This window comes from Antrihabitans auranticaus (assembly GCF_016481275.1).
In the GTDB taxonomy this organism is placed as follows: Bacteria; Actinomycetota; Actinomycetes; order Mycobacteriales; family Mycobacteriaceae; genus Antrihabitans.
The window spans coordinates 302,984-319,817 of record NZ_JAEMNW010000005.1; the positions used below are offsets into that span (position 1 = coordinate 302,984).

1 protein-coding gene is annotated in these 16,834 nt (G+C 67.3%); it reads right to left on the reverse strand.

The window, feature by feature from the left end; all coding sequences use genetic code 11:
- Positions 1–42: 42 nt before the first annotated feature.
- Positions 43–16,677 (reverse strand): non-ribosomal peptide synthetase, encoded by a 16,635-nt coding sequence (locus tag JGU72_RS22915; protein WP_199686383.1) that lies wholly within the window; start codon positions 16,675–16,677, stop codon positions 43–45.
- Positions 16,678–16,834: the final 157 nt, after the last annotated feature.

The following is a 16,834-nucleotide window of genomic DNA, read 5'->3' on the forward strand; positions in this document are numbered from 1 at the left end:
CCTCAGCGTGAGCTACTGCCACGATCTTGTCCGCACAAAGCATCAGCCATCCTCCGCGTCCGGGGGCGCCGCGGCCTGCATCGAGTCGAGCGTCGCGACCACACGGTCGTCGAACCAGGCCTCCCCGGCTGGAAGCGGACCGTCGACGACAACAGCCGCGACCAGCTCGAGAGCCTCGGGATCGAGCGCGGCGAGCGATTCGGAGGCGGCAACGAGCATCGTGACCTCTGCCTGATCGAGTGCATCGGCGTCCGCGTCCCGTCCGACGAGCACAGCGGTTGCCCCGGACGTGCCTGCTAGGACCAGTTCGACCAGTCCGGCGAGCCCACCTGGTTCGCCCACGAATGCCGTACGCGATTCGTAGTCGACGAAGGTCCGTTCCCGGACCTCGTCGACTAGCCGCGAAAGCTCGACAACCGTCAGCATCGTCCCGGCCGGCGAGACGTAAGCCGGGTCGGTCAGTTGTAGCGCGCGCACGCGGTCGGCGTAGGTGACCGGCCGGGCCGAGAGCGCAGCGATGCCGGCCGCGGCCTCGGGGTCGTCGAGCACCAGCCACTGCACTGCACCGAGCCCCGGTGCTGCGGCCAGGCCGGCGACGTCAGCTGCCGTTGTGATACCGATTCGCGGGACTTCGGCCGTGAAGGCGGCAGGATTTCGCGGATCGACCGGGACAACGGCAGCGCCGGCCTTCAGCACTGCCCAGAAGGCGATCGATGCCTCGACCGTGTGCGCGAGCGCGACGAGCACCCCGTCGCCGGGACCCGCACCGAGGTCGATGACCGCGCGACCGACCTGCGAGGAGCGCGCATCGAGCACCCTGTACGCGGTCTCGTCGTCGTCGACACTCAAAGCCGGTGCCTCGGGGTCGCCCTCGACGGCAGCGGTGAGTTGCTGCACGAGCGCCGCCGCCCCGACCGATTCGCTGCGCACCGTTGCCGCAGGTTGCTGCGCCACCTCCATGCGCTGGCGTTCGGCCTCGTCGAGCACGTCGATGTCACCGACCACGACTGCCGAATCGGCAGCAACTGCTTCGAGAATCCTGCCGAAGCGCCGCGCGAAACCTTGGACCGTCGACTCGTCGAAAAGATCTGTGGCGTAGGTGAACACACCCGCAAAGCCGGCAGGCGCGCCGTCGGCTGCGTGGCGTGCTTCCAGGGTCAACTGCAGATCGAACTTCGCAACCGCCTCGCCCGCGTCGAGTGCCTGCACTGTCAACCCTGGCAACTCGATGCGCGCGGGCTCCAGGTTCTGGAATGTCAGCGCAACCTGGAACAGTGGGTTGCGTGACCGTGAGCGTGCCGGTTGCACGGCATCGACCACAGACTCGAACGGGATGTCCGCGTTGGCGAACGCCGAGAGGTCGACCTCGCGGGTGCGCTGCACCAGGTCGGCGAACGCCGCTTCCGGCGCCACGTCGGTGCGCAGCACCAAGGTGTTGACGAACATGCCGACCAAATCGTCGAGTGCGCGCTCGCCACGGCCCGCGATCGGCGAGCCGATGGCGATGTCGGAGCTTCCGGACAGACGCGACAGTAGTACGGCGAGCGCGGCGTGGACGACCATGAACAGCGACGCATTGTGCTCGCGGGCAATACGATCCAGCCCCGTGTGCGCGGCAGCCGAGACGTCGAACTGCAGCATCGCTCCGCGCATCGACTGCACTGCCGGCCTCGGCCGGTCCGCGGGCAGATCGAGTTGTTCGGGCACACCGGACAGGGCCTTGGTCCAGAATTCCAACTGGCGGGCCGCGAGCGAATCCGGATCGTCGACCGTGCCGACTGTGTCACGTTGCCACAGCGTGTAATCCGCGTACTGGATCTCCAGCGGCGACCACGCCGGTGCGCCACCGCCGGCACGGGCGGCGTACGCGATCATCATGTCCCGCACGAGCGGAGCCATCGATGCACCGTCGGAAGCGATGTGATGGACGACGAGCGTCAGCACCAGATCGTTCTCGCCCAGCGCGAAGAGCCCGACCCGCAGCGGCGGCTCCTCGGTGACGTCGAAGCCCCGCGAAACCAGGCCGACGACCTGCTCCATCAGCTCCGCTTCGGCGACGGCCACCGGCGTGAGGTCGAGGTCGACCTGTGCGGCAGGCAAAATCTCCTGATGCGGGGTGTCGCCTGCGACCGGGTACCTGGTTCGCAGCGCCTCGTGCCGCTCGACGACGTCGCCGAATGCCAGCCGCAGCGCGTCGGTGTCCATCGCACCGGTGAGGCGGATGGCAAACGGAATGTTGTAGGTCGCGGCCTCGGGATCGGCCTGATTGATCACCCACATGCGTTGCTGCGCAAGCGAAAGCGGTATGAGCGCCGGGCGCTCCGCCGGTATCAGGGCAGCGCGGCGCGGACCGCCGGTCGCGGCGCCCACCCGTGCGGCAAGCGCGGAGACCGTCGATGCCTCGAAGATTTCGCGGACACCGATCGACGCGTCGAGCGCATCGTTCAAGCGGGCGACCGCACGCGTAGCGATCAGCGAGTTGCCGCCGAGGGCAAAGAAGTCGTCGTCGAGTCCGACCTGCGCAACGCCGAGCAACTCGGCGAACACGTCGGCGACGGCCTGCTCGATCGGCGTGCCGGGCTCACGGAACGCGGCACTGCTCGTGTACTCCGGCGCGGGAAGTGCCTTGCGATCCAGCTTGCCGTTGGGAGTCAACGGCAGCTCGTCCAGCCGCATGACGGCGTCCGGAAGCATGTAGGCCACAAGGAAGTCCGCGGCGAACGTGCGAACCTCGGCTGCCTCGACAGTCGAGCCGGACTCGGCCACGACGTAGCCGACGAGGCGGTCGCCGAACTGATCGTCGCTGCGCACGGATGCGACAGCTTGCGCGACACCGGGATAGCGCAGTAGCGCGGCTTCGATCTCGCCGAGTTCGATTCGGAAACCGCGCAACTGGACCTGCTGGTCGCTGCGGCCCGCGTACTCGAGTTGACCGTCGCGGTTCCAGCGCGCCACGTCGCCGGTGCGGTACATCCGCGCACCGGGCGCACCGAACGGGTCGGCGACGAAGCGTGCAGAGGCGAGGTCGGGGCGCCCGACATAGCCCCGCGAGAGCTGCTTGCCACTGACGTAGACCTCGCCGGGCACACCCACCGGTACCGGCCGCAGGCGCGAATCCAGCACATAGGTCGCGAGACCCGGCAGACCACGACCGATGACGCTGCCCGCCGCACTCTCGGCGAGCGCACTGTCGAGCGCGAGATAGGACACGTGCACCGTGGTCTCGGTGATGCCGTACATGTTGACGAGCTGCGGCTGCTGCGGATGCCGCTCGTACCAGCGTCGCAACTGCCGCAAGTCGAGTGCCTCACCGCCGAAGATCACGTACCGCAACGCAAGCCGCTCCGCAGTTCCGGAAGCGCGGTCCGCCTCGGCAAGCTGATAGAACGCCGACGGCGTCTGGTTGAGGACCGTAACCTGCTCGCGGACAAGCAGTTCGAGGAATTGCTCCGGAGATCGCGACGTAAGGTAGTCGACGATCACGACCGTGCCGCCGTGGACGAGCGCGCCCCACGTCTCCCACACGGAGAAATCGAAGGCGAACGAGTGGAACATGGTCCACACGTCGTTTTCGTCGAAGCCGAAGTGGCCCTGCGTGTTTGCCAAAAGCTCGACCGCGTTGCGGTGTGTGACAGCAACACCCTTGGGCCGTCCGGTCGAGCCGGACGTGTAGATCACGTAGGCGATGTTGTCCGCACGTAGCGCCGCATGGGACACCGCTGAATCGTCGAGTTCTGCCACATCGGCGCCGTCGAGAACCACGACCGGAATATCACCGACAGGCAGCAGTTCACATTCGGCCGCGGTCGTCAGCACGCAGATCGGTGCGGCATCGCCGAGGATGTAGGTCAACCGATCTGCCGGGTACGTCACGTCCAGCGGCACGTACCCACCGCCGGCCTTCTGCGTCGCCAGCATCGCAACGATCTGGTCGGGTCCACGTTCGGTCCCGATCGCGACCAGAGACTCCGGCCCGACACCCACGGCGATCAGCTTGCGGGCGAGCTTGTTCGCGCGCGCATCGAGTTCGCCGTAGCTGAGCTCGGCGGTGCCGAAACGCAGCGCTACCGAGTCGCCCCGCCGACCGGCCTGAGCTTCGAAGAGACCGATCAAGGTGCCGTCGCCGACGTCGGCTCCTGGCGTGTTCCACGCCGTGAGCAGCAACGCCCGTTCGGCCGGCGTCGTGAAGTCCAGGTCGCCGACCGCGCGGGTCGCGTCTGTTGCGGCGGCGTCGAGAATGCGCACGAGTCGCTCCGCGAACCCGGCGACGGTCGCCTCGTCGAAAAGGTCTGTGGCGTAGGTGAAGAACGCGGCAAGCCCGTCGGTCGTCGAGGGATCGTCGGCGACAGTGAGCTGGAGGTCGAACTTCGCCAACGGCACATCGAAATCGACTGCGCTGACGGCTAGTTCGGGCAGTTCCAGCCGCTGCTGGGTCATGTTCTGGAACGTCAGCGCCACCTGGAACAACGGCGTGCGAGCCGTCGACCGCACCGGATTCAGCACCTCGACGAGGCGCTCGAACGGCAGGTCGGCGTGCCCGAACGCCGCAACATCGATATCGCGCACGTCGCCGAGCAGGTCCACGAAGGAGCGATCGGGTTCTATCTCGGTGCGCAATACGAGTGTGTTGACGAACATGCCGATCAGGTCGTCGAGCGCGGCCTCACCGCGCCCCGCGATCGGGGTACCGACTGCGATGTCCGTCGTGTTCGAAAGCCTGGACAGCAGGACCGCCAGTGCCGAGTGCACGACCATGAACAACGTGACGTTGTGCCGGGCCGCCAAGTCCTGCAGACGCTTTCGCAGCGCGGCATCGATCGCGAAGACGACGTTCGCACCGCGGTTCGACGCGACTGCGGGACGCGCGTGATCGGTCGGCAGGTCGAGCTGGTCCGGCAACCCGCGCAGGGTCTCGCGCCAGAACGACTCCTGCTGGGACAGCAGTGATTCCGGGTCGTCGGCCGAGCCGAAGACCGTGCGCTGCCACAGCGTGTAGTCCGCGTATTGCACAGCAAGCGGCGACCAGTCCGGTCGCTCACCGCGCGCACGCTCGATGTAGGCCGCCATCATGTCGCGCGTCAGCGGTCCCATGGAGAAGCCGTCCGCGCTGATGTGGTGCACCACGAAGGCAAGTACGTACTCGTCGGCGGTGAGCTGGAAAAGCTTGACTCGTAACGGCGGAGCGGCGGCGACATCGAATCCACCCGCTACGAACGCACCGAGAAGAGCCGGAAGCTGCTCGGCCGAGCAAGGTTCCACGTCCACGGCGGGGATCGCATCCGGACCGGACACGACGACCTGCCAGCCCTCGCCATCGATCTCCGGGTAGCGGGTGCGCAGGATCTCGTGCCGCTCGACGAGGTCGGTGACCGCCGCACGCAGAGCATCCAGGTCGATTCGTCCGGTCAGCTTGACCGCGACTGGGATGTTGTAAAGCGGCGACTCCGGTGCAAAGCGGTTGAGGAACCACATCCGCTGCTGCGCCATCGAGAGGGGAACGCGGTCCGGGCGACGCTGTGGGACCAGGGCAGCCCGGCCGCGGGCACCGACGTGGGATTCCAGCCGGGCCGCGAGCCCGGCCACTGTGGGCGCCTCGAACACCAAGCGGACCGGAACCTGCGCGTCGGTCGCCGCTCCGAGTCGTGCGGTTACCTGAGTGGCAGAGATCGACGTGCCGCCGAGTTCGAAGAAGTTGTCGTCCAAGCCGACTCGTTCGACGTCGAGTACCGCGGCGAAGGTCTCCGCGACCATTTCCTCGATCGGCGTGCTGGGCGGACGATAGGTCTTCGCCTCGAACACCGGTTGTGGCAGCGCTTTTCGATCCAGTTTGCCACTCGGGTTCAACGGCATCGCGTCGATGACGAGGACAGTCGACGGCACCATGTACGACGGCAACTTCTGTGCCGCACCGGCAATCACGGCAGCGGCTTCGACCGACTCCCCCGAACCGGGAACGACGTATCCGACGAGTTGGTCGCCCGTGCGATCGCCGCGGTGCACGACGGCGACCGCTGCGGTGACACCCGGGTACGACGCAAGGACCGTCTCGATCTCTCCGAGCTCGATACGCTGCCCGCGTAGCTTGACCTGGAAGTCGGTGCGGCCCAAGTACTCCAGCGCACCACGTTCGTTCCAGCGCACTAGGTCGCCGGTACGGTACATGCGGTCGCCCGCGTTGCCGTACGGGTTCGCGACGAACCGTTCCGCAGACAGACCCGATTGGGCGTCGTAGCCACGCGCCAACTGCGCGCCGGCCATGTAGAGCTCACCTGCAAGGCCCACGGGCACCGGCCGCAACCGCTCGTCGAGCACCAACGCCGCGGAGTTCCAGACCGGTCCGCCGATGGGCACCGGTCCTGCGCTGTCCGGGTCGACCGGCGTCGCGGTCGCGTGCACCGTGTATTCGGTCGGGCCGTACAAGTTGAACAGTTCCGCCGAACTGACCCGGTGGAATGCGGCAACGGTGGGACCGGTCAGCGCCTCGCCTGCGACGAGCAGCGCGCGCAGCGAATCGACGGCGCCCGGCCGGATACCACCGGCGAACACCGACAGCATCGACGGCACGAACGACGTGATCGTCACCCGTTCGGCCGCAATGACGTCGGCGAGGTACGCCGGGTCCCGGTGCCCGTCGGGCGTCGCGATGACCAGGCGGGCGCCCGCGACGAGGGTGCCGAACAGTTCCCACACCGAGACGTCGAACGTTGCGGGGGTCTTCAGCAACACAGCATCGTCCGGGCCCAGCCCGTATTCGGCTACGAGCCAGCGGACTTGGTTGACAACTGCGCTGTGCCGCACGACGACGCCCTTGGGACGACCCGTCGACCCCGACGTGAACAACACGTACGCGGCGTTTTCGGGACGAAGCGGCGCAAGGCGTTCGGCGTCCGACACCGGGGTCGCCTGGAAGTCGGAAAGGTCCAGCTCGTCGACGAGTTCGACCGAGTCGGCAGCGAAACCGTCCCCCCGCGTGGACAGGACGACGAGCGGCGCCGCCATCTCCAGCACGTACTCGGTGCGCTCCGCCGGGTGATCCGGATCGACAGCGACGTACGCGCCGCCTGCCTCGAGCACTGCATACATCGAGACGAGGAGGTCCAGGGAGCGGCGCATCGCAAGGCCGACCCGGACCTCCGGTCCGACGCCCTGCGCGATCAGCCAGTGCGCCAACCGGTGTACCCGCTCACCGAACTCGCGATAGCTCAGCTGCACTCCGACGCCGGGCACGGTCACAGCAACGGCATGCGGTGTACGCGTCAGGCTTTCGGCGAGCACGCCTGTCAAGGTCTGCGGTCCCTCGATGACGGCTGCGGTCGCGTTCCAGTCGTGCAGGACCCGTTGCCGCTCGGCGTCGTCGAGCAGGTCGATATCGGCGACCGGCAACTCGGGATCGGCGACGACAGTCGAGATGACCCGAGTCAGTTTGCCTGCCAGATCGGCAATTTCGGCCTCGTCGAAGATCTCTCGCAGGAACTGCAGGGTTATCTCGACCCGCGCGGCCACCACGGCAAGCACGGTCAGCGGATAGTGCGTCACCGTCGTGAGGTCGACACCGGTGATCTGCATGCCTTCGATGACGCTCGCCGCCGCGATACCAGCGGTGTCGACCGGGTAGGACTCGTACACGAACAGCGTGTCGAATTCCGCGCCCGGACCCGCGTCGGCAACGATGTCGGCGAGACCGAGGTAGTGATGCCCGAGCAGGGTCGCCTGTTCGGACTGCACGCGCGACAACAGTTGCGAGACAGAATCTCCCGCATCGACGCGCACCCGCACCGGGACCGTGTTGATGAAGAGGCCGACCATGGACTCGACGCCGGTCAGCTCCGGTGGGCGGCCCGACACGGTGGCGCCGAAAACGACGTCGTCGCGGCCGACAAGTCGTCCGAGCAGAATCGCCCACGCGCACTGCAGGACGGTGTTGACGGTGACGCCGGTCGCGACTGCGAACTGCTTGAGCGCTGCGGTGAGTGCCTCGTCGAGTTCGAACGTGTGCTCGCCGGACAGCGCCGTGATGACGCGGCTCGAATCGCGCTGAGCCAGCAGCGTCGGCTCGCTGACACCTGCCAGCGATTCCCGCCACGCGAGCCGGCCCTGCGCCTCGTCTTGTTCCGAAAGCCATTCCAGGTAGCGGCGATACGGGCGAACAGGCTCGAGCACACTGCGATCGCCGCCGGTCGCGTACAGCACCAGTAGGTCTTTCATGAGCAACGGCATCGACCAGCCGTCGAGCAGGATGTGGTGGTTGGTGACCACCAGTCGGTAGCGGCTACCGCCGAGCGCAGCCAGGATGAACCGCATGAGCGGTGGCTGCGCCATGTCGAATCGGTTGCGCCGGTCCGCTTCCAGCAACGCGTCGAAGGCGGCGTCCGGATCCGGTTCGCCGCTCAGATCGACGTCGGTCCACGGGATCTCGACGGATTCGAGCACGACCTGAACTGCCGCACCGGCAGCGTCGGTGACGAACGCGGTGCGCAAATTCGCGTACCGGTCGAGTACCGCCTGGCCTGCGCCGCGTAGTCGGTCAGCGTCGATGGAACCTTCGACCGCGAGCACGACCTGGGAGGTGTAGACGTCGAGCGATGTGCTCGCCAGTAACGAGTGGAAGAAGAACCCGGACTGCAGCGGGGACAGCGACCACACATCGGAGAGGGCCGGGAAGTGCGCTTCCCAGGCGTCGATATCGGGCTGCCCGACGTCGACCAACGGCAGGTCGGACGGCGTCCGGCCGCCACCGTCAGCGGAACGGGCGTGCTGGACAACAGCGTCCAGCACCGACACCCACAGGTCGGCGAGCTCTTGCACATCGTCGCGCTCGAGGAGGCCACGCGGAAACGCGAACGTCGCGGACAATTCGCGGTCGGTGAAGATCGTGTTGATATCGACGACGGCGAGCGCGGGCATGTCGGCGTCGGCGCGCGCGGGAAGATCACCGAGATCGCCCGCGGGCGTCCACCCGAGATCGCGGACCCCTTCCGGCAACTCTCCAGCGGAGATCCTGCCGAGGTAGTTGAAACCGACCTGCGGAATCGGCAGTGCCGAAAGCTCGCCCGCAGTCTCTTCGTTGGCGTAGCGCAGAAGTCCGTACCCGATGCCCTTGTCCGGCACCGCACGCAGCTGTTCCTTGACGGCCTTGACCGCAACACCCGTGGACCGGCCACCCGACAGCGCGTCGTCGAGCGCGATGCCCGACACATCGAGCCGCACGGGGAACATGCTGGTGAACCAGCCGATGGTGCGCGAGAGGTCGGCGCCGGGCGCGACCTGTTCTTCGCGCCCGTGGCCTTCCATCCGAACCAGCACGGACGACTCGTCGACACCGCGCCGACGCCGCCACTCGCGCACGGCAAGCGCGAGGGCTGCCAGCAGACCGTCCGCAACCTCGCCGTGGAAAGCTTCGGGCACCGCAGACGAAATGCCCTCGCTCACTTCGGGACTCAGGCGCACGCTCACCGCGTCCAGCGTCTCGGCGACGTCGATTGCTGGGTCGAAGGCTCGCGACCCGAGTAGCGGATCCGGTCCGTCGAGCACCTTGCGCCAGTACGGCAGCTCAGCGACACGGTCCGCGGACTGTGCGGCGTCCACCAACGCATGTGCCCACCGGCGCATGGAAGTACCGACCGGCTGCAGCTGCGGCGCCGCACCGTTGGCGAGCTGCGCCCACGCAGTGACCAGGTCCGAGATGAGGATGCGCCAGGACACGCCGTCGACAACGAGGTGGTGCGCAGCAACGATCAGCCGGCCGCCTTCCGGTGCGTCGAGCCAGACAAACTGCAGCACAACACCGTTGGCGGGGTCGAACCTAGCGAGAGCAGCATCCAGTTCGGTGGCCGCGAGCTCGCTTCGTGCAGACTCCTCGGCCGGCATGGGGAATCGGTGCACGAGGCTGTCGACATCGACTGCAGAGACCGGCAACGCCTCGAGCGTCCAGGAGCCGTCGGCGTCGATCGCCAAACGCGAGCGCAGCATGTCGTGCAACCCGACGACGGCGCCGATCGTGGCAACGACCTGGCCGCGTTCGATTCCGGTCGGCAGCGCCAAGCTGACAGTCTGGTTGAACCGATCGAAATGGCCACCGCGCTCGACCATGTACCGGACCACGGGAGTCAACGGCATCGTGCCGACGCCGCGGCCTGGCAGCTCCGCCAGCTCGATGGCGGTTCCCGCTCCGGCAGCGGCCTTTTCGGCAAGCCGTGCAACGGTGCGCTGCTCGAAGACGTCGCGCGGTGTGAAGACCAGACCGCGCGACTTGGCGCGGGACACCAGCTGGATCGAGACGATGCTGTCGCCACCGAGGGCAAAGAAGTCGGCGTCGATACCGACGCTATCCGCGCCCGGCAGGCCGAGGACCTCGGCGAACGCTTCGGCGAGCAAGCGCTCGGTATCGCTTCCGGCCGAGCGGAACTCGGCGTCGACGGCCAGCTCCGGTTCGGGCAGCGCATTCCGGTCGAGCTTGCCGGAACTGGTCAACGGAAGCTCGGCGAGAACGACGAAGGAGGTCGGGACCATGTACTCGGGCAGCTCGGCCGCGAGGAACGCGCGCAGGTCATCGGTCTCGATCGAGGCAGCTCCCGCGGGCACGACGTAGCAGACCAATTGATCCGCGCGGCCCGGCACGGTTCGCACCAGTGCCACCGCATGCGCAACGGAATCACGCTGGAGCGCAAGCGCTTCGATTTCGCCGAGTTCGATTCGCAGGCCGCGCAGCTTCACCTGGAAGTCGGTGCGGCCGAGGTATTCCAGCATGCCGTCGGGATGACGGCGCACCAGGTCGCCCGTGCGGTAGAGCCGCTCGCCGGTGGCGAACGGGCTCGCCACGAACCGCTCGGCACTCAATTCGGGACGACCGTGGTAGCCGCGCGCAACCTGCACGCCGCCCATGTAGAGCTCGCCGGCAAGGCCGACCGGAACAGGCCGCAGTCGCGCGTCGAGCACGTAGGCCTGCGCATTCCAGACCGGTCCACCGATCGGCACGGCACCCGAAACCTGTTCGGGTACCGGACTGTGCGTCGCGTGCACGGTGAACTCGGTCGGTCCGTACAGGTTGAAGGTGCCCGCCGAGCTAATTCGCCGGAACGCGGTGATCGTGTGCGCGGACAGTGCCTCACCGGCGATCAGGACGGTCCGCAGGGAATCCACCGCACCTCGCTCGGTGCTTTCGGCGAACACGCTCAGCATCGACGGAACGAAGGACGTCATCGTGACGCCTTCGCGGTCGATGACGTCCACGAGGTAGGCCGGGTCGCGATGTCCGTCCGGCGTCGCGATCACCATGCGCGCGCCGACGATCAGGGTGCCGAAGAGTTCCCACACGGACACGTCGAACGTCACCGGCGTCTTCTGCAGAACGACGTCGGCCGCCGAGATGCCGTATTCCGCTGTGATCCAGCGAATCTGGTTCACGACCGAGCCGTGTGCGACGGACACGCCCTTGGGACGGCCGGTCGATCCGGACGTGAACAAGACGTACGCGGTGTTGTCCGGGCGCAGGGCACCGCGGCGCTCTGCTGCCTCGATCGCCCGGTCCGGCAGCGCTTCCAGATCGAGCTCGTCGAGCACGACCGTAGAACGGCCACCGGGTGTGACGAACGCGTCGGCCGCAGTCGTCAGAAGGCACAGCGGCTGTGCGGTATCGAGCACGTGCTCGATGCGATCGGCGGGATGGTCCGGGTCGAGCGGGACGTAACCGCCGCCCGCCGCGAGCACTGCATACATCGCGGTGACGAGGTCCAGCGAACGCCGCATACCCAGCGCGACAAGCACTTCCGGACCGACGCCCAGCTCGATCAGGTGCCGGGCCAATCGACGCACGCGTGCCGCGAACTCGGCGTAGGTCAACGTCTCGTCGCCGAACGTCACCGCGGCAGCATCCGGTGTCGCATTGACCTGCGCATCGAAGACCTCGACCAGCGTCGCAGGCTCGAGGGCCCGCGCGGTGCTGTTGAATCCTTCGACGACGAGGGCACGCTCGGCCTCGTCGAGCAGGTCGATGTCACCGACAGGCGTGCTCGAGTCGGCGGCGATCGCGGAAAGAATCCGCTGCATCTTCGCGCCGAAGGACGCGATCGTCTCCGCATCGAAGACACCGTGCAGGTATTGCAGGGTGAACTCGAGCCTGTCGGTCAGCGTGGCGAAAACCGTGAGCGGGTAATGCGTGTCGTTCGTCATCGTTACGTTGGCGACGCTCATGCCGTCGATCGAGTTCGCCGCGGCGATCCCCGCTGTATCGATCGGGTACGACTCGAATACCAGCAGCGTGTCGAACTCCGCGCCCGCACCGGCGCCGGCGTGAATGTCGGCCAGGCCGACGTAATGATGCGCGAGCAGATCGGCCTGCTCGCCCTGAACACGCGAAAGCAGTGTGGCGACAGGATCACTCGCGGCGAACTCCACGCGGACGGGCACGGTATTGATGAAGAGTCCGACCATCGACTCGACCCCGGCGAGCTCCGGCGGACGGCCCGACACTGTCGTGCCGAAGACGATGTCTTCGCGACCGAGCAAGCGGCCGAGCAAAATTCCCCAGACGACCTGGCAGACGGTGTTGACGGTGACGCCGAGGTCCGCGGCGATCGCAGTGAGTGCGGCGGTCCGGTCGGCGTCCAGGCCGAACTTGTAATTGTCTGCAAGCGTGGTGATTTCGCGACCGGTGTCGACGGGTGCCAGCACGGTCGGCTCGGCAACACCGGCCAGCGCGCTGTGCCAGGCCGCGCGCGAGGCAACCGGGTCCTGCGATACCAGCCACGACACGTAGTTCCGATACGACGGCGGCACAGGCAGCACGGACGCATCGCCGGAAGTGGCGTAGAGGACCAGTAGATCCTTGAGCACCAACGGCATCGACCAGCCGTCGAGCAGGATGTGGTGGTTTGTCACCACGAGCCGATGACGCCCGTCGCCGAGCGACACCAGCATGAAGCGAATCAGCGGCGGCTCTGCAAGGTCGAACCGGACTCGCATGTCTGCGTCGAGCACCTGCTGGAACGCCGAATCGACGTCGGGCTCGCCGGCCAGGTCGACCGCAGACCACGGCAACTGCACCGAATCCCGGACGACCTGCAGGGGATCGCCCGCCGCGTCCACGACAAACGCGGTTCGCAGGTTCGGGTAGCGGTCCAGAACGCCTTGGCCCGCCTTGCGCAGCCGTTCGCCCTCGACGCTGCCCTCGAGTTCGAGGACTACCTGCACGGTGTAGACGTCGACAGACGTTGTCGCCATCATGGCGTGGAACATCAGGCCGGACTGCAACGGTGCGAGCGGCCACACGTCGACGAAACCTGGGTACCGGGTGTCCCATTCGACGACGTCGGCCTGGGTCAGCGCCGCGTTGCCGCGCGCGGCGAGGCGGAAGTCCGACGGCGTGCGGCCACCGGCGCCCGGCCTGCGCGCGTGGGTAGCGATGGCGTGCAGGCCATCTCGCCACAGCTCGGCCAGTTCTTGGACGTCGGCCTCGGCGAGCAGAGTGTCCGGGAACGCGAACGTCGCCGAGAGCTGGCCGCCGGCCGCGATGGCGTTGATGTCGAGGGCGGCCATCGCGGGCATGTCCGCGTCGGGTCCCGCGGTAAGCGGTCCGACGTCGTCGGCGGGGATCCAGCCCATGTCGCCGATCTCGTCGGGCAGGTCCGCGGCCGAAATCCGGCCCAGGTAGTTGAAGCTGATCTGCGCCGGCGCCGATTGCGGCAGCCGACCTGCGGTCTCGTCGTTCAGGTAGCGCAGCAGCCCGTAGCCGATGCCGTTGTCCGGCACGTTCCGCAGCTGTTCCTTGACGAGTTGCACGGCGATGCCCGCTGCGGCCTCGCCGGCCAGCGCTGCGTCGACATCGACGCCGGTGGTATCGAGGCGAACGGGATACATGCTGGTGAACCAGCCGACCGTACGGGAGATATCGGCGCCGGGCGCGGCCGATTCCTCACGCCCGTGACCCTCGAGCCGGACGAGCGCAGACGGCTCGACGATGCCGCGAGCTCGGCGCCATTTCGCCAGCGCCAGCGCGAGCGCAGCAAGCAGCGCGTCGTTCGCACCGCCGTGAAAGAGGTCGGGAACAGTCGTCAGCAACGTGTCGGTGTCGGCGACGTCCAGCTGCACCCGCACCGACCGCACCGCACCGGCGACGTCGACCGCGGGATCGAACGCGCGCGTACCGAGCAGCGGGTCGGGACCCGACAGAATGTCTTCCCAGCGTGCGAGTTCCGCAACCCGGCCAGGTGCCTGCGCCGATTCGACGAGCGCGTGCGACCACGCGCGCATCGACGTCGCGACCTCGGGCAGCTGCGGTATTGCACCGCTCGCGACCTGCGCCCACGAACCGATGAGATCGGGTATGACGATCCGCCAGGACACGCCGTCCACGACGAGGTGGTGTGCAACGAAGATCAGTCGGCCGGCGCGCGCGCTGTCTGCGGGATCGAGCCAGACGAACTGCAGCACAACACCTTCGGACGGCGCCAGGCGGTTCAGCGCGGCATCGTATTCGGCGTCGGCCGCGGCCGTCGTTTCTGCCGAATCCATCGGACCCGTGACCTCGACCCGATGCACCAGAGCGTCGATGTCGACGCCGCCGGGCGCCACAGTTTCGATAGCGCGGACGCTGCCGTCGGCACCCGGCACCAACCGGGCACGCAGCATGTCGTGCCGATCGACCACCGCGGCAAGTGTTTTCACGATTCCGGCCCGGTCGATGCCGGTCGGCAATTCGAGCACCATTGTTTGGTTGAACCGGTCGTAGCGGCCCGGCCGTTCCACCATGAATCGCACGACCGGGGTGAGTGGCATTTCGCCGACACCACCACCGGCCAACTCGGTCGGCCCTACCGGCGCGGCAGCCGCGTCGACCGCTTCGGCGACCGCGGCGATGCCCGCGACGGTCCTGTGCTCGAACACATCTCGCGGCGTGAACAACACACCGCGGGCCTTCGCGCGGGATACGACCTGAATCGACACGATGCTGTCGCCACCCAGGCCGAAGAACGAATCGTGTACGCCGACCCGCTCGAGACCGAGCACGTCGCCGAACACGTCGGCGATGACCTGCTCGACCTGTGTGCGCGGCGCCTCGAATTCGGCCTCACCCACAAAAACCGGCTCCGGCAGTGCCTTTCGGTCCAACTTGCCGACCGGAGTGAGCGGCACCTTGTCGATGACCATGATCACCGACGGCACCATGTACGCGGGCACACGCTGCCCGACGAAGTCCGACAGCTCGTCGGTGTCGAGCGAAATACCTGGTGGTGCAACGACATACGAGATCAGCGAGACAGCGCCTGCGGCACTGGTGTGCCCCATCGTGACAGCGAACTCGACGTGCTCGTGCGCTGAGAGCGCGGAGTCGATCTCACCGAGCTCGATCCGGAAGCCACGAATCTTCACCTGGAAGTCGTTGCGGCCGACGTACTCGATCTCGCGTACGCCCGCTGCCTCCGACGTCCACCGCACGATGTCGCCCGTGCGGTACAAACGGTCGCCGGGCTCGCCGAACGGGTTCGCGACGAAACGTTCCGCGGTCAGACCGGGCCGCCGGTGATAGCCCTGCGCCAGTTGCGCGCCCGCCAGATACAACTCGCCCGGTGCGCCCTGCGGGACCGGCCGAAGTCGATGGTCGAGTACGAGCGCGCCGACACCTGCAATCGGCGAGCCGATGGTGATCGCGCCGCCCGGCTCGAGCGGCTGGCTGCTCGCGGCGAGAATCGTCGCCTCGGTAGGTCCGTAGCCGTTGTAGAAACGGCGGCCCGGCGCCCAGCGCGCGACGAGCTCGGGCGCGAACGAGTCGCCCGCGACGACAACGACCTGCAGGTCCGGCAATCCGGACGGGTCGACCGTCGACAGCGCACCCGGCGTGATGAGTACGTGCGTCACGTGCTCGCGGGCCAGCAGCCCGGCAAGTTCCTCGCCGCCGAACGCCGACGGCGGCGCGACGACGAGCGTCGCGCCCGAGGTGAACGCCAGCAACAGTTCCAGGACGGACACGTCGAAGCTCGGCGAACACACGTGCAGCATGCGCGATTCTGCTGTGACGCTGTAGTGGTCGCGCTCGGCGGCAACCACGCCCGGCAAACCGGAGTGGGTGACGACAACACCCTTCGGACGACCCGTCGATCCCGACGTGTAGATGATGTAGGCCGTATCGGCCACGTCAGGTTGCCTGATCCGGTCGCGATGCGAGATCGGGTGACCGGCCGCCGCGTCGATTCGCGCCAGTTCCCGAGCATCGTCGAGGACGAGCCACGAGACGGAATCGGGCAGCTTGTCGCGGTGCTCGGCGACGGTGATGCCGAGAGCCACCCCCGAGTCCTCGATCATGTACTCGATGCGCTCGCCGGGGTAATTGGGGTCGACTGGAACGAACGCGGCTCCCGTCTTCGCCACCGCCCAGAACGCCAGGACCGATTCGAGCGAGCGGGTCAAACCCAGAGCCACAATGTGCCCGGGCCCGGCGCCGTTCTCGATGAGGACACGTGCGAGCCGCGACGAGCGCTCGTCCAGCTCCCGGTAGGTCGTCGAGACGCCGTCGAAGATCACCGCGGCGCGATCACCGGATGTCTCGACCGCCGCTGTCAGCAGCTGTGGGAGCAGTTCCGATCCGGAACGCCGACGCCGTGTACCGCCGCGCTCCCGCCTAGCGGGCCGGGTGCCAGTTCGAGAGATCCGGGCTCCGTCGGAACCGTCGACCGTTCGCGACATAGGAGTTGAATCATCCTCTCATCGGTTTTCAGCCACTCGGACCCGGCCACATCATAAGTCACAGCACTACAGCGCCGCCGTCGAGCGGATTTATCCCCCCGGACAATTGACGCTTCAATCGTATCGACTTGTGACCGGCGTTCGTTTCGGCAAAAGC